At 69.2% G+C, this 19,683-nt stretch carries 25 protein-coding genes; 10 read left to right on the top strand and 15 right to left on the bottom strand.

Going from position 1 to position 19,683, the window contains the following annotated elements:
- Positions 1-8 precede the first annotated feature (8 nt).
- The 6 genes from ACNF49_RS07350 to ACNF49_RS07325 all read left to right on the top strand — a co-directional run bounded on the left by ACNF49_RS07350 (position 9) and on the right by ACNF49_RS07325 (position 4,912).
- A complete protein-coding gene (locus ACNF49_RS07350) occupies positions 9-1,238 on the top strand; it encodes a GNAT family N-acetyltransferase (RefSeq protein ID WP_482943203.1) in 1,230 nt (409 codons plus the stop codon).
- Between the two features lie 323 nt (positions 1,239-1,561).
- Positions 1,562-1,903: an ArsR/SmtB family transcription factor gene (locus ACNF49_RS07345; RefSeq protein ID WP_387675724.1), complete on the top strand. Its 342-nt coding sequence runs from the start codon at positions 1,562-1,564 to the stop codon at positions 1,901-1,903.
- 11 nt (positions 1,904-1,914) lie between these two features.
- A complete protein-coding gene (gene arsB / locus ACNF49_RS07340; protein ID WP_482943202.1) occupies positions 1,915-2,991 on the top strand; it encodes an ACR3 family arsenite efflux transporter in 1,077 nt (358 codons plus the stop codon).
- Positions 2,984-3,379 carry an arsenate reductase ArsC gene (locus ACNF49_RS07335; RefSeq protein ID WP_482943201.1) on the top strand — a complete coding sequence of 132 codons (396 nt, stop codon included), beginning with the start codon at positions 2,984-2,986 and terminating at the stop codon, positions 3,377-3,379. The genes arsB and ACNF49_RS07335 overlap by 8 nt, the downstream gene beginning before the upstream one ends.
- 119 nt (positions 3,380-3,498) lie before the next feature.
- Complete coding sequence (locus ACNF49_RS07330; protein ID WP_482943200.1) at positions 3,499-4,521, top strand: AlbA family DNA-binding domain-containing protein; 1,023 nt, start codon at positions 3,499-3,501, stop codon at positions 4,519-4,521.
- 121 nt (positions 4,522-4,642) lie between these two features.
- Entirely contained in the window at positions 4,643-4,912 is a 270-nt protein-coding gene (locus tag ACNF49_RS07325) for a hypothetical protein (RefSeq protein ID WP_482943199.1), read from the top strand.
- Between the two features lie 20 nt (positions 4,913-4,932).
- Here the strand turns inward: ACNF49_RS07325 and ACNF49_RS07320 are convergent, their stop codons facing one another.
- The 9 genes from ACNF49_RS07320 to ACNF49_RS07280 all read right to left on the bottom strand — a co-directional run bounded on the left by ACNF49_RS07320 (position 4,933) and on the right by ACNF49_RS07280 (position 11,614).
- On the bottom strand, positions 4,933-6,159 hold the full coding sequence (locus ACNF49_RS07320; RefSeq protein ID WP_482943198.1) for a M28 family metallopeptidase: 1,227 nt from the start codon (positions 6,157-6,159) through the stop codon (positions 4,933-4,935).
- 8 nt (positions 6,160-6,167) lie between these two features.
- The gene (locus ACNF49_RS07315; protein WP_482943197.1) at positions 6,168-6,431 is read right to left on the bottom strand and encodes a hypothetical protein; all 264 of its coding nucleotides are present in this window, start codon (positions 6,429-6,431) and stop codon (positions 6,168-6,170) included.
- Positions 6,432-6,579: 148 nt separating this feature from the next.
- On the bottom strand, positions 6,580-7,638 hold the full coding sequence (locus ACNF49_RS07310) for an ArsO family NAD(P)H-dependent flavin-containing monooxygenase (protein ID WP_482943196.1): 1,059 nt from the start codon (positions 7,636-7,638) through the stop codon (positions 6,580-6,582).
- Positions 7,635-8,021 (bottom strand): metalloregulator ArsR/SmtB family transcription factor, encoded by a 387-nt coding sequence (locus ACNF49_RS07305; RefSeq protein WP_482943195.1) that lies wholly within the window; start codon positions 8,019-8,021, stop codon positions 7,635-7,637. The genes ACNF49_RS07310 and ACNF49_RS07305 overlap by 4 nt, the downstream gene beginning before the upstream one ends.
- Before the next feature lie 32 nt (positions 8,022-8,053).
- On the bottom strand, positions 8,054-9,286 hold the full coding sequence (locus ACNF49_RS07300; RefSeq protein WP_482943194.1) for an MFS transporter: 1,233 nt from the start codon (positions 9,284-9,286) through the stop codon (positions 8,054-8,056).
- On the bottom strand, positions 9,283-9,546 hold the full coding sequence (locus ACNF49_RS07295; protein ID WP_482943193.1) for a hypothetical protein: 264 nt from the start codon (positions 9,544-9,546) through the stop codon (positions 9,283-9,285). The genes ACNF49_RS07300 and ACNF49_RS07295 overlap by 4 nt, the downstream gene beginning before the upstream one ends.
- A 13-nt stretch (positions 9,547-9,559) precedes the next feature.
- Positions 9,560-10,975, bottom strand: coding sequence for an FAD-dependent oxidoreductase (locus tag ACNF49_RS07290; RefSeq protein ID WP_482943192.1), 1,416 nt, complete (start codon positions 10,973-10,975; stop codon positions 9,560-9,562).
- 25 nt (positions 10,976-11,000) lie between these two features.
- On the bottom strand, positions 11,001-11,156 hold the full coding sequence (locus ACNF49_RS07285) for a hypothetical protein (RefSeq protein ID WP_482943191.1): 156 nt from the start codon (positions 11,154-11,156) through the stop codon (positions 11,001-11,003).
- A gap of 116 nt (positions 11,157-11,272) precedes the next feature.
- On the bottom strand, positions 11,273-11,614 hold the full coding sequence (locus ACNF49_RS07280) for an ArsR/SmtB family transcription factor (protein WP_482943190.1): 342 nt from the start codon (positions 11,612-11,614) through the stop codon (positions 11,273-11,275).
- A gap of 53 nt (positions 11,615-11,667) precedes the next feature.
- Here ACNF49_RS07280 and ACNF49_RS07275 point away from each other — a divergent pair, with 53 nt between their 5' ends.
- A complete protein-coding gene (locus tag ACNF49_RS07275) occupies positions 11,668-12,765 on the top strand; it encodes a flavin-containing monooxygenase (RefSeq protein WP_482943189.1) in 1,098 nt (365 codons plus the stop codon).
- A gap of 262 nt (positions 12,766-13,027) precedes the next feature.
- Here ACNF49_RS07275 and ACNF49_RS07270 read toward each other — a convergent pair whose 3' ends face one another.
- A complete protein-coding gene (locus ACNF49_RS07270) occupies positions 13,028-13,435 on the bottom strand; it encodes a hypothetical protein (protein ID WP_482943188.1) in 408 nt (135 codons plus the stop codon).
- Positions 13,436-14,069: 634 nt separating this feature from the next.
- Here ACNF49_RS07270 and ACNF49_RS07265 point away from each other — a divergent pair.
- A complete protein-coding gene (locus tag ACNF49_RS07265) occupies positions 14,070-14,324 on the top strand; it encodes a ribbon-helix-helix domain-containing protein (protein ID WP_482943187.1) in 255 nt (84 codons plus the stop codon).
- A 269-nt stretch (positions 14,325-14,593) separates the two neighbouring features.
- On the opposite strand, the gene ACNF49_RS07260 is transcribed toward ACNF49_RS07265, so the two are convergent.
- Complete coding sequence (locus ACNF49_RS07260; RefSeq protein WP_482943186.1) at positions 14,594-14,755, bottom strand: DUF397 domain-containing protein; 162 nt, start codon at positions 14,753-14,755, stop codon at positions 14,594-14,596.
- On the bottom strand, positions 14,752-15,096 hold the full coding sequence (locus ACNF49_RS07255; protein ID WP_482943185.1) for a transposase: 345 nt from the start codon (positions 15,094-15,096) through the stop codon (positions 14,752-14,754). The genes ACNF49_RS07260 and ACNF49_RS07255 overlap by 4 nt, the downstream gene beginning before the upstream one ends.
- Before the next feature lie 183 nt (positions 15,097-15,279).
- Here ACNF49_RS07255 and ACNF49_RS07250 point away from each other — a divergent pair, with 183 nt between their 5' ends.
- Together ACNF49_RS07250 and ACNF49_RS07245 are read left to right on the top strand one after the other, a co-directional pair.
- Positions 15,280-15,924 carry a TetR/AcrR family transcriptional regulator gene (locus tag ACNF49_RS07250; protein WP_482943184.1) on the top strand — a complete coding sequence of 215 codons (645 nt, stop codon included), beginning with the start codon at positions 15,280-15,282 and terminating at the stop codon, positions 15,922-15,924.
- Between the two features lie 4 nt (positions 15,925-15,928).
- Positions 15,929-16,750 carry a class I SAM-dependent methyltransferase gene (locus ACNF49_RS07245; RefSeq protein WP_482943183.1) on the top strand — a complete coding sequence of 274 codons (822 nt, stop codon included), beginning with the start codon at positions 15,929-15,931 and terminating at the stop codon, positions 16,748-16,750.
- 198 nt (positions 16,751-16,948) lie between these two features.
- Here ACNF49_RS07245 and ACNF49_RS07240 read toward each other — a convergent pair whose 3' ends face one another.
- Genes ACNF49_RS07240 through ACNF49_RS07230 form a run of 3 tightly spaced genes read right to left on the bottom strand, consistent with a single transcriptional unit; the run spans position 16,949 to position 19,658 of the window.
- Complete coding sequence (locus tag ACNF49_RS07240; RefSeq protein WP_482943182.1) at positions 16,949-18,292, bottom strand: PP2C family protein-serine/threonine phosphatase; 1,344 nt, start codon at positions 18,290-18,292, stop codon at positions 16,949-16,951.
- Positions 18,293-18,306: 14 nt separating this feature from the next.
- The gene (locus ACNF49_RS07235) at positions 18,307-19,338 is read right to left on the bottom strand and encodes an acyl-CoA desaturase (RefSeq protein ID WP_482943181.1); all 1,032 of its coding nucleotides are present in this window, start codon (positions 19,336-19,338) and stop codon (positions 18,307-18,309) included.
- On the bottom strand, positions 19,335-19,658 hold the full coding sequence (locus tag ACNF49_RS07230) for an STAS domain-containing protein (RefSeq protein WP_482943180.1): 324 nt from the start codon (positions 19,656-19,658) through the stop codon (positions 19,335-19,337). The genes ACNF49_RS07235 and ACNF49_RS07230 overlap by 4 nt, the downstream gene beginning before the upstream one ends.
- Positions 19,659-19,683 lie beyond the last annotated feature (25 nt).

Here is a 19,683-nt window from a genome sequence, read left to right as displayed (position 1 = left end):
GAGATCTCATGGCGCACGACGAGATCGTCGACCACTACTCCGCCCTCGCTCGCAGCGCGCTGAGCGGGCAGCGCATCGCCGACTGTGATCCCGTCGCCTTCACCGATGGCGGCTTCGGACCGGCGAGTTACGACGACACCACCGCGCTCCCCGACGGGGCGCTTCGAGCCAGCCTGGGGTGTGGCAACCCGGTCGCCGTCGCCGAGCTGCGTACCGGTGAGACAGTGCTCGACCTCGGCTCCGGTGGCGGCATCGACGTACTGCTGTCAGCTCGCCGCGTCGGCCCGCACGGCACCGTCTTCGGCCTGGATGTCGCCCCCGCCATGCTGGAACTGGCTCAGCGCAACGCGGAACAGGCGGGTGTCCACAACGTGCAGTTTCTGCACGGCACGATCGAGGCGATCCCGCTGCCTGACCACACGGTCGACGTGGTCATCTCCAACTGCGTGATCAACCTGTCCGACGACAAGACGGCCGTGCTGGCCGAGGCGTTCCGGGTCCTGCGGCCAGGAGGCCGGTTCGGCGTCAGCGACATCGTCACCGCCCAGGTGCTCGACGAGCAGGCGCGACAGCGGGCCGAGCAGCGCATCGGCTGCGCCGCCGGATCGCTCACCGTGCAGGAGTACCGGGATCTGCTCGTCGCGGCCGGTTTCGTCGCCGTCACGATCACGTTGACCGCCGATCACGGAGACGGGGTGCACTCGGCCATCGTCCAGGCCGTCAAGCCCGCCATCGGGCCCGGCCTGGAGATCCGGCCGATGCGCGAGAGCGACGCCGCCGAAGTGCTGGCCATCTACCAGGCCGGGCTGGACACCGGCCAGGCCAGCTTCGAGACCACCGCGCCCGGCTGGGAGGGATTCAGCGCGAGCCGGTTGCCGCACCTGCGGTACGTCGCGACCGACAGCGACTCCGGCGAGGTGCTCGGCTGGGTGGCGGCTTCGGCGGTGTCGTCCCGTCCGGTGTATGCGGGGGTGGTCGAGCACAGCATCTACGTCCACCCCGGCTGCCAGGCTCACGGCATCGGCCGGGCGCTGCTGGCGGCGTTCATCGCCGCCAGCGAGGACGCCGGGGTCTGGACGATCCAGTCGGGCGTCTTCCCGGAGAACGCCGCAAGCCTGACCCTGCACCAGGCGCTCGGTTTCCGGGTGGTCGGCATCCGCGAGCACATCGGCTGTCACCGCGGCCTCTGGCGGGACGTGCTGATGATCGAGCGCCGCAGCACCTCGACCGGGACCTGAGTCGCCGCCCGGGACGGCGTCCGGGAACGCGGGCGGGAACATGGGCGGCCGCCGGGCGGTTACATCCATCGTGGCCGGTGTGCCCAGTGTCCCCGGGCCTCACCTATCGCCTTCGCGGACTACCGTTCGGCTGGAGCCGCGTTGTGCCCTTCGCCGAGAGGTGACACGCACACCGGTACGCATACGTGGTTGAAGGCCCTCGCCGAGTCGGCGGGGCCTTCACTGTTACGAGATCTTGCCCAAGCTCCGCCGACTCCTCCTGGCTTTGATATATGTCAATATAGAGAGACATCGATTTCGATAACTGTCTATACGGAGAAGATGTGGAACCTCTGGAGCTCTTGGAGTGCAGCCCGCCGCTGATGCGCGAGCCGCTGGATGCCGAGCGGGCGGCCGGGGTGGCGCGGGTGTTCAAGGCACTGGGCGACCCGGTGCGGCTGCGCATCCTGTCCATCGTGGCCAGCCGCGCCGGTGGCGAGGTGTGCGTGTGCGACATCACCGGCGCGTTCGAGCTGTCCCAGCCGACCATCAGCCATCACCTGAAGGTGCTCAAGGAGGTCGGGCTGCTGACCTCGGAGCGGCGCGCCTCCTGGGTGTACTACCGGCTGGTGCCCGAGACGCTGGGCGAGCTGTCGGCCCTGCTCGACGTGCCCGCGACCGTCTGAGAAGCGCCGCCATGTCCTCATCGACCGCGCCCGCGCAGGGCGTCATCGCCGGCCTGTCCACGCTCGACCGGTTCCTGCCAGTCTGGATCGTCGCGGCCATGGCCGCCGGACTGCTGCTCGGACGGCTCGTACCTGGGCTGAACACCGCGCTGGAAGCGGTGAAGATCGGCGACATCTCGCTGCCGATCGCGCTCGGGCTGCTGCTGATGATGTACCCGGTGCTGGCCAAGGTCCGCTACGACCGTCTGGGCGCCGTCACCGGTGACCGCCGCTTGCTGCTCTCGTCCCTGGTGCTGAACTGGGCGCTCGGCCCGGCCGTCATGTTCGCGCTGGCCTGGATCTTCCTGCCCGACCTGCCCGAGTACCGCACCGGCCTGATCATCGTCGGGCTCGCCCGCTGCATCGCCATGGTGCTCATCTGGAACGACCTGGCCTGTGGCGACCGTGAGGCCGCCGCCGTGCTGGTGGCGCTCAACTCGGTCTTCCAGGTGGTCGCGTTCGGCGCGCTGGGCTGGTTCTACCTGCAGGTGCTGCCCGGCTGGCTCGGCCTCGCACAGTCCGCGCTGGAGGTCTCGGCCTGGGACATCGCCCAGTACGTGCTCATCTTCCTCGGCATCCCGCTGGCCGCCGGATATCTGTCCCGCCGGCTCGGCGAACGCGCCCGCGGCCGGGACTGGTACGAGAGCCGTTTCCTGCCCCGCGTCGGCCCGCTGGCCCTGTACGGGTTGCTGTTCACCATCGTCATCCTGTTCGCCCTGCAAGGCGGCACGATCACCGCCCAGCCCAGCGACGTCGCGCGCATCGCGCTGCCGCTGCTGGCCTACTTCGCGCTCATGTGGGGCGGGTCGTTCCTGGCCGGCAAGCTGATCGGCCTGGGCTACGAGCGCTCCACCACCCTGGCCTTCACCGCCGCCGGCAACAACTTCGAGCTGGCCATCGCCGTGGCGGTCGGCGTCTTCGGCGTCACCTCCGGCCAGGCTCTGGCCGGAGTGGTCGGCCCGCTCATCGAGGTTCCCGTCCTGGTCGCCCTGGTCTACGTCAGCCTGGCCGGCCGCCGCCTGTTCACCAAGGAGCCCGTGCATGCCTGACAAGCCCAGCGTCCTGTTCGTGTGCGTGCACAACGCCGGACGTTCCCAGATGGCCGCCGGCTGGCTCAGCCACCTGGCAGGAGACCGCGTCGAAGTCCGCTCCGCAGGGTCGGCCCCTGCCGACCAAGTCAACCCCGTCGCCGTCGAGGCCATGGCCGAGGTCGGCATCGACATCACCGCCGCCCACCCCAAGGTCCTGTCCGTCGACGCGGTCCAAGCCTCCGACGTGGTCATCACGATGGGCTGCGGCGACGCCTGCCCGATCTTTCCCGGCAAACGGTACGAGGACTGGAAGCTCGACGACCCCGCCGGGCAGGGCATCGAGAGTGTCAGGACCATTCGCGACGAAGTCCGGCAGCGGGTCGAGCAGTTGCTCAGCAGCTTGTGATCGGTTGAGGGCCGGATGCTTGACCGGATGGCTCCATTCCTCACGCTTTGTCGCCTCCCCTCTCCTACTGTCAATCAGGGAGTCTCGCGGTTCCCTGATCAAAGGAGATCGGCAACTCGATGCTGTACAGCCCTCGACGCCTGGAAGCCCTCCTGGGCGCGCCCCTGCATCTCGCGACCTACCAGCAGATCCATGCCCTCATCGGGAACACGGACGCGCGTGAAGCGGAAGATCTCGACTACAAGCGCCAGTACTCCTCTGGGGACAAGGACAAGACGGAGAAGGGCAACGATGACATCGCCGTCGACGTCGCCACCTTTGCCAACCATCGCGGTGGTGTGATCATGGTGGGAGTGGCCGAGGTGAAGGAGATCCCTTCCGCCATCCTGGATGTCGAGTTCGGGACTCTTGAGAACCGGATCCGCCAAGCTGCTGCCTCTCGCATCCACCCCATGCCGAGGTTCGAAACTCACCGGATCGGCAATCCCAGCGATGCGTCCCGAGGCGTACTGCTGATCTCCGTGCCTCCCAGTTCTTTCGCTCCTCACGCGGTCTCCATTCCGGCGAAGAAGGAGACCGGTCTGCGGTGGCCACGCCGGCATGGGGCGGACAAGGTGTGGCTGTCGGAGTCGGAAATCGCCGCGGCGTACCGCCGAAGGGTCATGGCCGCCACTGACCAGGCCCAGCGCATCATGGAGTTGGAGAACGGCATCGTTGCCACGACTGCCCAGACCAGCGGGCAGTATCCGCTACCGCTGCTGGTGGTGACGCTCGTACCTGACCTGCCCGGTGAGCTGATTCTGGACGGTCCCAGCGTCGAGCGGATTCGATCCACCGCACGAGAAGAGGTCGTGATGGTGGGCGCCTTCACGCCCACATTCCAGGAGATCGGCGTCGCGCACCGGCGGCTCATCGCCGAGTCGGAGCCAGGCACCCCCTATGCCACCCGAGCCGAACTCCACACCGACGGGAGCGGAACCTTCGCGGTGCATCCCAAGGGGGTGTCACCAGCGGCTGGGGACAGCTTCAAGGTGGCCGTCCTGGACGCCGAAACGTGGCACGGACGGCCAGCGCGCTGCGCTACCTCTCACGCCACGGGCGAGACCGCGCCGGTGCTCATGGCTCGGCGTTGGCTCGTGTGATGCTCGTCGCTGACACCTTCCTTCACCCCACGATCTTGCCCCCGAACCGACCAGCGCCTGGCCGTACGACAATCCGGATTTCGTCCGCTATCGGGTTCACCTGCACACCCCCACCAAGATTGTGGGGGCCGACCGTCCCGTTGGCACACGCGTCGCCCGGCTCGCCTTCGGGGAGTCGGTTGCATGGCTGGATGACCTGGCCGATGATGGCCAGCCTCTTGCACGCGCCACCGCACAACTGGTCGGCGACCTCTTCCAGACCTACGGCATTCCGGAGAACGCTCAAATCGGGCGAGATGGCCAGCTCAATCCCCATGCGTGGGGAGGCCATTGGGAGACGATCAAGGCGTGGGCGCAAGCCGCGGAAATCCCGATCGCGGTTACCAGCTAGGACCCATCACTGAAAGACGATCAGCCGGTAGACCGACTGGACAGCAACCACGTGGTGGCCACCATCAAGCGGGCTGCCGCCACCAGAGTGTCCGACTGGACGCGGTCGGGGGTTTCGGCGGGGGTCTGGTAGCCGGGCATGCCCATGCCGATGCCGATCGCGGCCAGGCCGGCGGCGGCGTAGCGGCGGTTGTCAGACGCCATCGCGCCGGCCCGGAGCAGCACGTCGACCAGCCGGGCGGCCTGGTCCAGGGTGGCCAGCAGGGCGTGGGCGGGTCCGCCGGCCTCGACGGAGGCGGCCTGGTGCAGGTACGCGGCGCCGTCGAGGTTGATCACGAGCGTGTCGGACGGAAGCGTGGAGGCGTGGTGGGCCGAGCCCCATGCCCCGGTCTCCTCAGCGTCCAGGAAGGCCACCGACAGTTCAGCCCGGGTGGCCGGGTCTGCTGTCAGGACGCGGGCGGCCTCCAGGACGGCGGCCACGCCGGAGGCGTTGTCGGCGGCTGCGGGCAGCCGCATGCCGGGGTCGTCCCCGACGCCGTCGTAGTGCGCGGTCAGCAGTACCCGCGGCCCGCTCCCCGCTCCTCCGGCGTGGAGAAAGCGGGCGTGGACGTTGTGGCCGTCCGCAGTGATCTGCCGGAGTGGCATCGACCCGGTCACCTGCACCGGGCCGACGGCCAGGGCGTCGGCCAGACGGGCGTGCCGGTCGATGCGTAGGGCGGTGATCGGGACGACGCGGGGGGCCGGTCCGGCGATCATCTTGGGCATCCACCCCTCGGTGTCGGTGCCGCGCGTGGTCAGCACTCCGGCAGCGCCGTGGGCCTCGGCTCGTTCGCACGCCTGCGCCCAGTCTCCGGCCTCGGCCAGCACCCATCGGTCGTGCAGGTCGGCCTCGGAGGCGGCGGCCAGCGGCGCGGTGCGTGGCTCCGGCAACTCAGCCGAGGCGAGGTGCTCGACGAAGTCCCGGCGGTGCTCCAGGCGCAGCGCCTGGCCGCCTGCGCTCCACTCCAGCATCGGGGTGGCGTACAGCTCCCGCACGTCGGCGACGGGGAAGGAGTCGAGTTCGACCTCGGCACCCAGCTCGCGCAGCCGCTCGGCGAGCCATGCGGCGGCGGCACGGCCTCCGGGCGTGCCCACGCGCCGCCCCGCGTAGTGGTCGCGGGCCAGCTCGTGCACCGTGGCCAGCATCCGCGCCGCCGACACCCGCTCCACGACGGCGGCCAGGCCGGGCGCCTGAGGGATGTCCGGCATGGTGGAGGTCATCCGCAGCAGCCGGTGGAGGCTGCCTCGGCGGCCGGGGTGGCGGCCGGGGCCGGTGTCTGACCGCAGCAGCCGGCCTGGGTGGCCTGCTGGGCGGCGGCCGTGCTGCCGCAGCAGGCGGTCGCGGCCGCATCTGCCTGCTGGGCTGTGTCACTGGCCAGGGAGGGAGAGGCAGGAGCTCCGCAGCAGCCGCCGGCGGCGGGCGGCGCGAAAGCCTCTGCCAGGTCGCCGATGAAACCGCCGCTGGTCTGGTTCGTCGTCATGGTGGTTGCCCTTCTGCCGGTGCGAGGTCGAGGCCATCAACACTTAGATGTGTGTCGAATCAGGAGTCACAATCTCACACTGCTTAGATGTTCGTCAAGATAGACGGAGGTCGAATCAAAGGTGTGAATGGCACCGAAGTGCGTGCGCCTAAAGCTGGGTGGTGATCTCGGTGGCGAGACCACGGGCGGTGCGGCCGGCGCCGATGAGGGTGGCCGAGGCGGGGCCGGTCCAGTCGCCGTAACCGAGCAGGTGCAGGCGCGGTTCGGCCAGGGCGCGGGTGCCCTCGGTGGCGATCACGCCGCCGGGGCCGCGCAGCCGTAGCGGGGACAGGTGACCCAGGGCGGGACGGAAGCCTGTGCACCACACGATCACGTCGCACGCCGCGGTGCTGCCGTCGGCCCACGCCACACCGTCGGGGGTGATGCGGGAGAACGTGGGCTCGGCCTTGAGCGCGCCCCGGTCTCGGGCCTCGCGTACGGGCGCGACGGCGACGATGTCGCCCAGGTCGCCGATGCTGTCGGCGTCCTGTCCGGCCAGGGCGGCCTGGTGGCGGCGGGTGGCCAGGTCGAACAGGGCGCGGCCGTCGATCTCGTCGGGCAGCAGCCGGGGCGGGCGCAGCGTCGCCCAGGTGGTCTGGGCGACCTGGGAGAGCTCGGCGAGGATCTGCGCGGCGGAGTTGCCGCCGCCCACGACCAGCACTCGACGGCCGTGGAAGGATTCAGGGCCGCGGTAGCCGGCGGTGTGCAGCTGCTCGCCGCGGAAGTCACCGATGCCGGGGTAGTGCGGCACATAGGGACGCCACCAGGTGCCCGTGGCGCTGACCACGATCCGGGCGTGCCAGGTGCCGGCGTTGCTGTCCACGGCCAGCCGCGGGCCGGCGCGCCGCACGGCCCGCACGGCGGCGGGACGGACGATCGGCAGCCGGTAACGCTGCTCGTAGTCGGCGAGGTAGGCGACGACGTGGGCGGCGTCCGGATAACCGCCGTCGGCCGGGATCGGCATCATCCGGCCGGGCAGGGAGCTGTACTGCGCGGGCGAGAACAGCCGCAGGGACGGCCAGGCATGCTGCCAGGCACCGCCCGGAGTCTGTCCGGCATCCAGGATGACGAAGTCGACGCCCGCCCGCCGCAGGTAGTAGCCGGCCGCCAGCCCGGCCTGCCCGGCGCCGATGACCACGACATCGGCCAGGCGAGCCGCGTCGGTCATACGGTGAGGAGTTCCACGTCCACCGAGCCGTTCTGCGCCTTGGCGGGGGCGGCGAGCGGCGCGAACAGCGCCCCCAGCTTGTTCACCGTCTCCGGGATGATCCGGTAGTAGACCCAGGTGCCACGGCGTTCGCCGTCGATGAGCCCGGCGGTGCGCAGCACCTTCAGGTGGTGGGAGATGGTGGGGGCGGTCAGGTCGAACACGCCGGTCAGGTCGCACACGCACGCCTCGCCACCGGCGTGGGAGCCGATCAGCGACAGCAGGCGCAGCCGTACCGGGTCGGCCACGGCCTTGAGCAGGGTGGCCAGTTCGGCGGCGTCGGCCTCGCCGAGCGGCTCGCGGGCGATCGGCGCACAGCATGGGGTGGAGGCGGGGGCTGCCATGACTCGACTCCTTAATTCGATGCTGGTCTAAATTATAGGCGGTGGTAGACGAGCAGCGCGAACGCCGCAATCGCGCAGGCCACGGCCACCGCGCTCATCACCCAGGTGTAGCCGACGGCCTGTGCCAGGGCGACCGCACCGAGCGGAGCCAGGGCCTTGTCGGCGACGGAGAAGAGCGCGATGCGGCCCGACAAGGTGGCGTAGGCGGCGGTGCCGTACCGCTGCACGAGCAGGTGCGGCAGCGTGATGGAGCCGATGCCGAAGCCGAGCCCGAAGAGCAGGACGCAGCCGATCGCGCCCGTGACACTCGCTCCGAGCACCGGCAGGAGCAGCGCCGCGACGCCTTGCAGCGTATAGATCGCGGCGGCGATGAGAGCGGCGGGCAGGCGGGTCTGCAGACCGGTGGTGACCAGCCGCCCGGTGACCGACAGGACGCCGAGCAGTCCGGCGAGCGTGGCGGCCAGGACCGGGCTGTGGCCGAGGTGGATGAGGTAGGTGACCAGCACGACGGCGATGACGGCGACCGCGCCGCCGCTGGCGGTGAAGGCGATCACCAGCAGCCAGAACGGGCGGCGGCGCACGGCGGCCCTGACGAGGTCGGCGCGTTCCCCGGCGGCCTCGGGTGTGCGGGCGCGGGCCGGGTGGCGGCGGATCACCAGCGCGTGCAGCGGGATCGCCGCCAGGCCGTAGACGAGAGCGAGGACCACGAGGGCCTGGCGCCAGCCGTAGGCGTCGACCAGCAGGCCGGTGAGCGGGATGAAGATCGAGGAGGCGAACCCGGCGACGATGGTGAGGGCCAGGATGCCTCGCGTACGGCCTCGCGCGTCGGCGCCGTACCAGGCGATGATCACGGCGAACGCGGCCTCGTACAGCACCATCGAGCAGGCGATGCCGATGGCGGCGAAGACCAGGTAGAGCTGCCACAGCGCGGTGACCTGCGACCAGGCCAGCACCGCCCCTGTGCCGAGCAGCGAACCGAGCGTCATCAGGGCGCGCCCGCCGTGGGCGTCCAGCCACCACCCGGCGAGCGGCGCACAGACGGCGGTGATCAGCACGGACACCGTCAGCGCGGCGGCGACCTGGGCGTTGGTGGCGTGCAGGTCATGGGCCATCGGGACGAGGAAGACGGAGAAGGCGTAGTAGAGCACGCCGTAGCCGATGGTCTGGGTGACGGCCAGCGCGGCGACGACCCGCCGGCCGTGCCGGGAACGCGGCGGACCGCCGCCCTGCTGTTGGAGGGCGGCGGTCTCGGCGGAGGAACTCATGCTGGACAGGCGATCAGCTCGCGGCCCTCAGTCGTGGTCGCCCAGTGGCCCGCCAGGGTTTCGGCGATGAAGCCCTGGGCCTGCAGCCGCCAGGCGAGCGTTCCTGCCATCCGGGCGATCGCCGGGCCGTAGCCGGGGTTGGTGCTGGGCCTGCGGGCGGCGACCAGTTCGTCGGCCAGCCGGGCGGCAGGCATCGGCTCGTGGTCGCAGATGAGGCGCAGCGCTTCCTTCTGGGCGGCAGTGGGATAGCCGTCAGACATCAGGTGCTTCCCTTCAGCCGCAGCAGCTGCCGCCGGACTCGGCCGGAGCTCCGACAGTGGTGAGCGGGAGCGGGGCCGCCAGCAGACCGCCGCTGATACCGGTGGCCAGGCCCACCCGCTGCTCTTGGGCCTCGGCCAGGTTGGAGGAGCACACGCCGGTCTCGGGCAGGTCGAGCTGCACATCCCGGGCCGCTTCCCAGTCCCCGGCCAGCGCCGCCACGACCGAGCGGACCTGCTCATACCCGGTGGCCATCAGGAAGGTCGGGGCACGGCCGTAGCTCTTGACCCCGACCGCGTAGTAGCCGGGCTCGGGGTGGGCGAGTTCGTCCACGCCGTGGGCGGGGACGGTGCCGCAGGAGTGCTGGTTCGGGTCGATCAGCGGGGCCAGGGCGCGGGTGGAGCCGAGCACCGGGTCCAGGTCCAGGCGCAGTTCGGAGGCGATGGAGTGGTCGGGGCGGTAGCCGGTCGCCGACACGATCCGGTCCACGGTGACGCTCTGCTCGTGGCCGGCAGGGTCGCGGCTGATCACCTGGATGCCCTGGTCGGTGGCGTTGACGCGGTGGGTGAAGAAGCCGGTCAGCAACTGAATGCGGCCGGATTCGACGTCGGCGCGCAGCCGGGTGCCGAGCGCGCCGCGGGCCGGGAGGGCGTCGGCGTCGCCGCCGCCGTAGGTGCGGGTGGCGTTGCCGGCGCGGATCGCCCAGGTGATCGGCGTGTCGTCCAGTTCGGCCAGGGCGAGCAGGGTGGTGGCGGCCGAGTGGCCGGCGCCGACGACCAGCACGCGCTTGCCCTCGTAGCGGTCACGGTCCGTGCCGAGCACGTCGGGCAGGGCGTGGTCGACGAACACCTCGTGCTCGCCGTGGGCGGGCAGGCCGCTCGCGCCGAGCACGTTCGGGCTGGTGTAGGTGCCGGAGGCGTCGGTGATCGCGCGGGCCTGCAGTTCGGTGCCATCGTCGAGCCGGATCAGGAACGGGGCCTGCTCACGGCCGCCCGTACGGACCCGGTCGTAGCCGAGGCGGCTGATCGCGGTCACCTTTGCGCCGAGCCGCACCCGGTCGCCGAACAGCTTGGCCAGAGGGGCGAGGTAGTCGTCGATGAGTTCGGCGCCGGTCGGCAGCCAGTCGGAGTCCGGGGCCGTCCACCCGTCGGCCTCCAGGAGGCGGCGGGCGGCGGCGTCGATGTTGTACCGGTACGGGCTGAACACCCGTACGTGCCCCCACTGCGCCACCGAGGCGGCGACCCGGTCACCGGCCTCCAGGAGCGTGAAGTCGATGCCACGCTCGGCCAGGTGGGCGGCGGCGGCCAGCCCGACCGGGCCGGCGCCGATCACGACGACGGGCAGATCGTTCGCCGGCCCGGAGGCGTCCTGCTGAGGGGTGGCGAACTGCTCGATCTCGACGGCAACGGTGCCGCAGCAACTGTCACTCATGACGGCTCTCCTGATGGCGCGCGGGTTAGCGGAAGGACAGAGACGACAGGGTGGAGGCGCGGGCGCGCTCGATGGCGGCGTCGGCGCGGCAGGTGCGGTCACACACCTCCGAGGTCGCCTCGTTGAAGGTGAAGCCCGAGACGTCGGCGGGGCGGCGCAGGCGGGTGAGCAGAGCGCGCATCGCGCACCTCCTGAATAGAAACTCATCTAAACAGCTCAGATTCTGAACCACTGATTAGAGGAATGTCAAATTAGATGAGCACCTAAGTCGAGGGGGGTGGGCCGACTCCCGTCCAGTCAGCCACACCCACCGACCGAGGGCGCATCACCTGGCGGGCAGCACGCGGCCAAGGCGGCCTGCAGGTCGGCCAGCGCCCGCCGTGCCCCGTCTGGGTTGGCGCGGTAGTAGACGGTCTTCCACTCGCGCCGGGAGGTGAGCACACCCCCGTCGCGCAGCGTCGCCAGGTGCGTGGAGGTGGCCGACTGGGCCAGTGACAAGCGCTCGGCCACCTGGCTCACGGTCAGCTCCACCCCGCCCTCGAACAGGAACAGGATCTGCTGGCGGGTGTCACTGGCCAGGGCCTTGAGGAAGCCGCGTGCCGCGTCGGTGAGCTGGATGCCGCTGCCTGCCGTCTGCATGGCTCGACTCTACCGTATTGTCATTTCTGGATATGAGGATATGATCCGGCGGCATGGACACCATCGTCATCGGCGCGGGCCAGTCCGGCCTGACCGCCGCCCGCTCCCTGCTCGACGCCGGCCGCACTCCCGTCATCCTCGAAGCCGGGCACACGCCCACCGGCTCGTGGAGCAGCTACTACGACAGCCTCACCCTGTTCTCGCCCGCCCGGTACAGCGCCCTGCCCGGCCAGGACTTCCCCGGCGACGGCGACCACTACCCCACCCGCGACGAAGTCGTCGCCTACCTGCAGCGCTACGCCGATGGCCTGGACGTCGAGATCCGCACCGGCACCCGCGTCACAGCGGTGGAAGCCGACGGCGCGGGCGGCTTCCACGTCCACACCGCCGCCGGGGACACCCCGCACACCATGGGCGTCATCGCAGCCAGCGGCTCCTTCGGCAACCCCTACGTCCCCGCCCTTCCCGGCCAGGACGGCTACACGGGACAAGCGCTGCACGTGGCCGACTACCGCAACCCCAAGCAGTACGCGGGGCAACGCGTCGTGGTGGTCGGCGGCGGCAACTCCGCCATCCAGGTCGCCTACGAACTGGCGGCGGTGGCCGACGTCACGATCGCCTCACGCCAGCCACTGCAGCTCATGCCGCAGATCGTCGGCGGCAAGGACGTGCACTACTGGCACACCACCACCGGCTTCGACCAGCTCCCGCCCGCCTGGCTGGCCCGCATCGCCACCGGCACTCTGGTCATGGACACCGGCGACTACGCCGCCGCCCTGACCGACGGCCGCCTGCAGCGCCGCCTCATGTTCACCGCCTTCGACGGCGACCACCTCATCTGGGCCGACGGCGAACGCGAGAGCGTCGACACGGTCATCTACGCGACCGGCTACCTGCCGCACCTGGACTACCTCGCCCCGCTCGGCGCTCTCGACGAAACAGGGCTGCCCTTGCACGTCGGCGGCCTGTCCACCACGCACCTCGGGCTTGGCTACGTCGGCCTGGAGTTCCAGCGCTCCTTCGCCTCCAACACCCTGCGCGGCGTCCACCGCGACGCTGAACACGTAGCGGCACCGATAGCCGCCTACGCCGGCGGCGTTCTGGCGGCTTACGGCTTCCAAGTAGCGATCACCACCGCACGAGGGACCTGACGGTGCCGGGGTATCGACGCGCCTCCGAATCACGTACAAGGATGTTGGCCGCTTCGTTGCATCGCAAGCATAGATGCACCCTGGAATCGTCGCGGACGATCAAAGGCAGACCGGCATCACAGATTACCGTTCTTAAGCGGGTATGAGGTGGGGCGCTCATGTTGAGAGCCGCCCCGATCAGCCGGCGGCGTCGGCCATGTTCGGCCCGGCGTTCCGGATGGTCCGGGCGGCTCTCACAACAGGCGCGCCGCCACGATCCCGGCTAGGAGCCGGGCCGCTGCTCCTCCACCCTCATCGACTCCTCGCTCTTGCGGTGCTGGGCGCTGATCCACCTCAAGCAAACGACCCCGACCACAATCATGACGCCCACTCCCGCGATGGCGACAAGCCACCCCGGCGCCGAGGCCAACTGCAGGAGGCCGGCCGTCAGAGCACCGGGCACGGCCGCAGCGATGACGACCATGATCAGGGTCTGCGCCAACCTCGTGGTCACGTGGTCGGCCGTCTCGGTCACCATCTTGAAGCGGAAACCCTTGAGGAGCTCCACCTCGATGTTGAGCCTGGTCGGGCTCCGGTCGGCCAGGACGTCCGCCCTGACTGACGGAGCGCCGTCCTCTTGAGTGAGATCGGTGGTGTCGACGTTATGGATGTCGACTTCGGACTTCTGCACGGGCTTGGGCTTTCTCGAGAAGTGTCCGCCGATGAGCGGGGCGATCAGGTGACGCTGAACACAAACCCAAGATCCCGCGACTCCCGCAGGGGGCTGCGGACACCCGGCGGGATCTTTCGCGGCAGCCTACCACCAACCCCCTCTCACGAACACACAAGAGTCACACAACGGTCATACGTCACTCATCAATCAGTCGCTAAAATGAAGCATTGTGATGCATGACATGCAGCAAACAGCTTGACCTTAGCCTTCGCCGTTCGTACGATCCCCCGTAACAACCGATGCAACAAGATGCACCTTGCGAGGGGAAGCGTGAGATGCGTCGCTACATCGGGCTGATCCCTCAGGACCCCAGGAGGCGAAATGTCGAAGCGACAACCGCGAGCATCGTGACCCCACTCGACGGCACCGATGGCCGCCCCCTGTCTGCGCAACACGTCCATCACCGCAACCGTCAAAACCCTCCTGGCGCGCTGGACATCCCCTCCGTCCACCGCCCAAGCCGCCCTACCTCGCCCTCACCCAGCACCAAGGCCCCACGGCAAGTTTCGCTGCCCCCAGCCGTGGTATGCCTCGCCCGAGCCCCAAGTCGCTACTAGGGGCCGGGGACTCCGCAGAGGAATGAACTGACACCATGGCCAAGAACGGAACCGCTGCCCAAGATGAAACTGCTGTTACGCAACGGCTAGAGCGGGTCACGGTGAACTTGACCCCTCGATCGTCACGTGCACTGGATGAAGCCGTGAGCATCACCGGCGACAGCAAGACCGACACCATCAACCGTGCCCTGCAGGTCTATGCCTACCTTGAACGCATCCAGCGTGAAGGCGGCAAAGTGTTCATCCAAGACGCCGATCAAGACGTTCCGGAACGACTGAAGTTCTTCTGACATCCTTCCGGTGCCCTGCAACGACGCGTCAGACCATCGGCCCCAACGCGCGGCGGGTTCCGCGAGGCGGGTCCGGCCTTCTCCGGCCGGGACCCGCCCTCGTTGTTTACTCGTGTGCATCTCACTTATATGAGGACACGAGCGTGACGGGCCGAGGTATTGCCGGCCTTTGGCGGCGCGAGTCAAGGCGGCAAGGCAGTGGTGGAGCCGTTCACAAAGACAGCCTCACCTGCTAGCCGGCGGCCCGTCTCTTTCGATGTCGGCAGTGGTCAGAAGTCGAACTCGCCCTTCTTCGCACCGTCGATGAACGCGGCCCATACTTCGGAGCGAACCACAAAGGGGGCCTGATCAGGGGCTTCGGTGTCACGGATGCACAACCGCTTCACCCCGTAGAGCGCCTTGTGATCCTCAACAAACTGGAAGCGGTTCACCAGTTTGTCTCGTTCGCGAAAAGCTTGGCCGCCTTACGCAAAATGTCCCGCTCTTGCTCCAGCTCCCGGATCCGCGCCCTGAGCTGCTTATTCTCCTCTTCCAGCACGTCGTCCGAGGGTACGGGCCCGGCCGACGTGTCCTTACCGGCCCTGACCCCGCCAGCCACTTGACCGCCCTCGCCCCGGGCCTGCGCGGCTCGCACCCAAACCCGCAGCGTCTCGCGACTGACCCCCAGATCCTGCGCGATCGACGTGATCGTCCGATCCGGCCTCGACAACACCAACGCCACCGCGTCGGCCTTGAACTCGGGTGGGTAGTTCTTCATCACCATCAGGGACATCTCTTCCCCTGGACATCAAGATCCAGTCTCCACGGTGTCCACGTTCAAGGGGGAAGGCCCGTTGGCTGGAGGTCAAAGCCGCGGATCAAGCACCACTCGACGAGTCATGAAGCGCTACAGGCCCTTGATCACGGGCCTGCCCTCGACTTGCCAGGTATTGAACATCCGTTTAGTCTACTAAACATGTGTTCAGCATCGTCGGACCTGACCGCCCAGGCCAAGATCCGCAACGCGGCCATCGCACACTTCGCCCGGGACGGCTTCGGCAAGACCAATCTGCGCGCCGTCGCGGCCACCGCGGGAGTGAGCCCCGGCCTGGTCATCCACCACTTCGGCAGCAAGGAGAAGCTCCGGAGCGTCTGCGACGACCACGTCCTGCGCATCCTGGTCCAGCGGGCCGACAACGCCGGCCCGAGCGGCATGCAGGACCTCTTTCGCGAATACCTGTCCAACCCGGAGGAGTACCGCCTCCAGGTGCGGTACATGCTGCGCGCGATCGAGGAGGACACACCGGCCGCGGCCACGTTCGTCGAGACGCTGGTGGAGGAGTCGGAGCAGGTCCTGCGGGCCGGGATCGCCGACGGCTCGATGCGGCCGTCCTCCGACGTGCGGGCGCTGGCGGTGCTGACCGTGCTCAACAGCGTGGCCACGCTGACCATGCCGCCTTCGCTGGCGCGCGCGCTGGGCCACGAGCAGTTCGGGCCCGACGTGCTGCGCCGCCTCGCGCTGCCCACGCTGGAGCTCTACACCCACGGGCTGTTCACCGACGACACCGCGCTGAAGGCAGCCCGGGCCGCGCTGGACGAGTCACCACAGAAAAGGGACTGACACGATGGCCATCGCCCTCCCCGACCTCACCCCGCTGGAGAACACGCTCTGGCTCACCCTGGCCGGCAAAGCGCTCGACTACCAGGCCAAACACCCGATCCTGCACGACAAGACCGCATACGACATCGTCAGGAAACTCGACTACGACGCCGGGCAGTTCAAGCTCTCCGCCAGCCCCGTCGTGGGCATCGCCCACCGCTCCCTGGTCATGGACAACATCGTTCGGCAGTTCATCGTCAAGAATCCCGACGCTGTCGGGCTCGACCTGGGCGCCGGACTCGACACCCGCGTCTACCGCGTCGACCCGCCCGCCACCGTCGAGTGGTACGACGTCGACCTGCCCGGCGTGGCCAAGACCAGGCAATTACTGCTCCCCGAGCGTCCCCACCTCCACACCATCGGCTCCGACCTCAACGACCCCCGATGGATCAGCGAAATCCCCGCCGACCGCCCCGCCGTGATCGTCGCCGACGGCCTGATCGGGTTCCTGTCCGAGGAGGAACTGGCCACCCTCCTCGACCGACTCATCCGCCACTTCCCCGCAGGCGAGATCTGCTTCAACGGCTACACGAGGTTCCACGTCTGGGCGGCCAGGAAGTACGCCGGCACCCAGTCCGTCGTCCCCTTCCTGAGGTCTCCCGGCTTCGACACCCCGCAGGACATCGAGCGCCTGGAACCCCGCCTGAAGCTGGTACGCGAGATCCTGCTGGGCCGCGAGCCCGAGGTCGCCGACTACCCGTGGACGACCCGCCTGGCCAGCTTCCTGACGGCCTGGAGCACCTCCATCTCCCGCAAGGGCACCGCCATCCAGCACTTTCGCTTCTAGAGGCTTCAGGCGGGCACGGACAGACTGGTGACCAGATGGCTTGCTCGGGCGGCGGCATGTGACCCTGGTAGGCCGCCGACGGCCTGCACCGCCGGCGCGATCCGTACACCCGCTCCTGAAGGACGTCGGCCTCACCGATGTCGACCTGGCCACCTGATCGTCGGCATGCGCCCGGCTCGGCGCCCATGCTGTTGCGTCCTACGGTCCCGGCACCGCGATCTTTCCCAGGACGAGTTGCTGTTGCCGCCCGGTGCGCCACTCGACCATCAGCACGGTGGCGTCGTCTTGGAGCCGGCCGTGCTGGTGCTGCAGGATGCTGTGGATCAGCCGGCGGAGTGTTTCCGGGGCGGACGTGCCGTCGGCCTCGTGACGGACGATGAAGTCGATGAAGCGCTCCAGCCCGAAGGGTTGCCCGTCCGGGCTCTGGGCCTCGATGACGCCGTCGGTGTAGAAGAGCAGCCGGTCCCCGGGTTCCAACTGGTAGCGCAGCAATCCGGTGGACAGGCTCAGGCAGATGCCCATCGGCGGATCGGGCACGCTGTCCAGGGTGGCGACCTGCTGGCTTTTGCGGATCACCAGGGGCGGATGGTGCCCTCGGTTGACCCAGCTCAGCCAACCGGTCCGCAGGTCCAGATCGGCCAGGACTCCTGTGGCGAAGCGGTCGATGAACTGCTCGTCGATCGCCGCGTCGATCGCCTCGCTCGTCGCGGGCAGGTCCTTGCCCTGGCGGCGGCTGGTGCGACCGGCCCCCATGGCGATGGTGGCGGTCAGGCCGGCCGCGGTGTCGTGCCCCATCGCGTCGAAGATCGACACGCGCAGTGTGCCACTGTCGATCGCGTAGTCGTAGGCGTCGCCGCCCACCTCGTAGGCGGGTTCCAGCGCGGCACTGACCACCACGTTGTCATCGGCGAAGGCTCGCGGTGGGAGCAGGTTCCACAACACCTCGGCCGACAGCGTCATCGGCCGAGCGCGTACCAGGCGCGCATAGGAGTCGCTGTGCAGGCGTTTGCTGATCACCAGCAGCGAGACGAGCGAGGCCAGCCGGCCGGCCAGCAACCCCATGCTCTCCGACCCCTGCGCCACGGTCACTCCCAGGACGCCGACCCTCTCGGTGTCGTTCAGCAACGGCACCCACAGGCGCTGCGGCCCGTCGCCCGCCGGCGACGTTGGCGCGGTCTCGGGCGCGGCGGGGTCCAGCACGTGGCGGACCTCGACGATCTCCATGTTGCGGAAGGCACGTCCTGCCATGGTGGCGTCGATCCGGATCGGTTCGAGCGGTTCGCCGAACACGTCACGCTGCCCGGTCAGCGGGACCAGCACCTGCTGCTGCAGGTCGGCTACGTAGATCATGGTCTGGGAGAAGCCCGCCGACCGTCCGTACTCGGCGACCAGGGCTGGCAGATCCTCCAGCGAGGAGAGTTGGCTGGCGCTCAGCAAGCCGCCCAGCACCTGCTCGCCATCACCGGTCACCGCGATGCCTTCCCTGGAGGTCCTTCCCCATGCCCTAGTTCTTCTTCCCAGCTGTACGAGCTTCTCCCTCAACGTGCTGACCAGGGCTAACGCCTCTTGGTTCCGCCCTGGCGCGGGGTGCTGGTGCGCAGCGTGTGCTTGCCGGCCACCGTGCGATGGTGGCCGAGGACGTCGGGGGGCTGCCAGTGCACATCGCTGGCCCAGTTCAGGCGTTCGAACAGGCTGATGAGTGCGGCTGAGGGATCGATCTGGCGGCCGCTGCGGCCGTGCCGGGCGCAACTGGGCTCACTGTGGTGGCCGTTGTGCCAGCTTTCTCCGAAGGACAGCAGGGCCAGCGGCCACAGGTCGGTGGCGCGGTCATGACGGCGGGCTTTGTGCGGCCGCTCACCGATCATGTGGCACAGGGAGTTGACGCTCCAGGTCACGTGGTGCAGCAGGGCGATACGGATCAGGCCGGCCCAGATGAACGCGGTCAGCCCGCCGTAGAGGCTGCCGCTGATCGCCCAGCCCGCCGCGAACGGCAGGAGGAGGGAGGCGGCGCACAAGGCGGGGTAGGCGCGGGAGATCCGCAGCATGGCCGGGTCGTTGCGCAGCAGATCGGGAGCATACGTCGTGGCCGAGGTGGGTTCGCTGGAGAACAGCCGGCCCAGGTGGGCGTGGGCCAGGCCGCGCAGTCGTCCGCCGAGACCGGTGCCGTACCGGTAGGGGGAGTGCGGGTCGCCGGGCCGGTCGGTGAAGGCGTGGTGGCGGCGGTGTACGGCCACCCAGTCGATCAGGTTGCCCTGGAAGCTCATCGACCCGGCCACGGCCAGGACGGCGCGGAGCCACGGACGGGCGGTGAAGGAGTGGTGGGCCAGCAGGCGGTGGAAGCCGACCGTCACCCCCAGCCCGGTCACGACGTAGAAGACGACGGCCAGGAGCAGGTCGGTGAGACTGACACCGACTCCCCACGCCAGCCAGATGCCGGCGCCCAGCGCGAGGAACGGCGCGATCACGATTGCGGCGGTCAGTGTCACCGGGGTGATACCGGCCCGCGCCGGTGTCGCAGGCCGAGGGAACGGCGAACTGCCGTCATAGCCGGCCGGGGTGAGCTCGAAGGTGAGTGGTATGCCGGTCATGCGATGATCGGGAATCGGTGGCCCAGGCCGGTGATGTGCAGCAGCCGGGCCATGCGCGGCGGAACGCCGGTCAGGGCGAGCGTGATGCCCAGTGACCGGGCCCGGCCTTGAGCGCCGACCAGCACGCCCAGCCCGCCGGCGCCGCAGAAGGTCACCTGGGACAGGTCCACGACGAGCAGGCCGGTGCTGTGGGCGAGAGCGTCGATCAGCCGCCTGCGCAGCTGAGCCGTGGTGAAGATGTCGATGTCCCCCGCCAAGTGCACGAGGGTCTGCGCCGAGGCGCTCGCCTCGGCGAGTGGGGCGGTGTCGATGACGGTCATGGAAGTCTCCTGTGGAGAAGCTGGA

Source organism: Actinomadura sp. ATCC 39365, from assembly GCF_054392275.1.
The sequence above is the reverse complement of the archived record's forward strand: the minus strand, read 5'-3'. Positions and strand labels throughout refer to the sequence as shown.

Bases quoted from the DNA above. Each gene is read 5' to 3' on its own strand.
- ACNF49_RS07350 (WP_482943203.1), top strand. From the start codon at position 9: ATGGCGCACGACGAGATCGTCGACCACTACTCCGCCCTCGCTCGCAGC.
- arsB (WP_482943202.1), top strand. From the start codon at position 1,915: ATGTCCTCATCGACCGCGCCCGCGCAGGGCGTCATCGCCGGCCTGTCC.
- ACNF49_RS07335 (WP_482943201.1), top strand. From the start codon at position 2,984: ATGCCTGACAAGCCCAGCGTCCTGTTCGTGTGCGTGCACAACGCCGGA.
- ACNF49_RS07330 (WP_482943200.1), top strand. From the start codon at position 3,499: ATGCTGTACAGCCCTCGACGCCTGGAAGCCCTCCTGGGCGCGCCCCTG.
- ACNF49_RS07320 (WP_482943198.1), bottom strand. From the start codon at position 6,159: ATGCCGGACATCCCTCAGGCGCCCGGCCTGGCCGCCGTCGTGGAGCGG.
- ACNF49_RS07315 (WP_482943197.1), bottom strand. From the start codon at position 6,431: ATGACGACGAACCAGACCAGCGGCGGTTTCATCGGCGACCTGGCAGAG.
- ACNF49_RS07310 (WP_482943196.1), bottom strand. From the start codon at position 7,638: ATGACCGACGCGGCTCGCCTGGCCGATGTCGTGGTCATCGGCGCCGGG.
- ACNF49_RS07305 (WP_482943195.1), bottom strand. From the start codon at position 8,021: ATGGCAGCCCCCGCCTCCACCCCATGCTGTGCGCCGATCGCCCGCGAG.
- ACNF49_RS07300 (WP_482943194.1), bottom strand. From the start codon at position 9,286: ATGAGTTCCTCCGCCGAGACCGCCGCCCTCCAACAGCAGGGCGGCGGT.
- ACNF49_RS07295 (WP_482943193.1), bottom strand. From the start codon at position 9,546: ATGTCTGACGGCTATCCCACTGCCGCCCAGAAGGAAGCGCTGCGCCTC.
- ACNF49_RS07290 (WP_482943192.1), bottom strand. From the start codon at position 10,975: ATGAGTGACAGTTGCTGCGGCACCGTTGCCGTCGAGATCGAGCAGTTC.
- ACNF49_RS07285 (WP_482943191.1), bottom strand. From the start codon at position 11,156: ATGCGCGCTCTGCTCACCCGCCTGCGCCGCCCCGCCGACGTCTCGGGC.
- ACNF49_RS07280 (WP_482943190.1), bottom strand. From the start codon at position 11,614: ATGCAGACGGCAGGCAGCGGCATCCAGCTCACCGACGCGGCACGCGGC.
- ACNF49_RS07275 (WP_482943189.1), top strand. From the start codon at position 11,668: ATGGACACCATCGTCATCGGCGCGGGCCAGTCCGGCCTGACCGCCGCC.
- ACNF49_RS07265 (WP_482943187.1), top strand. From the start codon at position 14,070: ATGGCCAAGAACGGAACCGCTGCCCAAGATGAAACTGCTGTTACGCAA.
- ACNF49_RS07255 (WP_482943185.1), bottom strand. From the start codon at position 15,096: ATGTCCCTGATGGTGATGAAGAACTACCCACCCGAGTTCAAGGCCGAC.
- ACNF49_RS07250 (WP_482943184.1), top strand. From the start codon at position 15,280: ATGTGTTCAGCATCGTCGGACCTGACCGCCCAGGCCAAGATCCGCAAC.
- ACNF49_RS07245 (WP_482943183.1), top strand. From the start codon at position 15,929: ATGGCCATCGCCCTCCCCGACCTCACCCCGCTGGAGAACACGCTCTGG.
- ACNF49_RS07235 (WP_482943181.1), bottom strand. From the start codon at position 19,338: ATGACCGGCATACCACTCACCTTCGAGCTCACCCCGGCCGGCTATGAC.
- ACNF49_RS07230 (WP_482943180.1), bottom strand. From the start codon at position 19,658: ATGACCGTCATCGACACCGCCCCACTCGCCGAGGCGAGCGCCTCGGCG.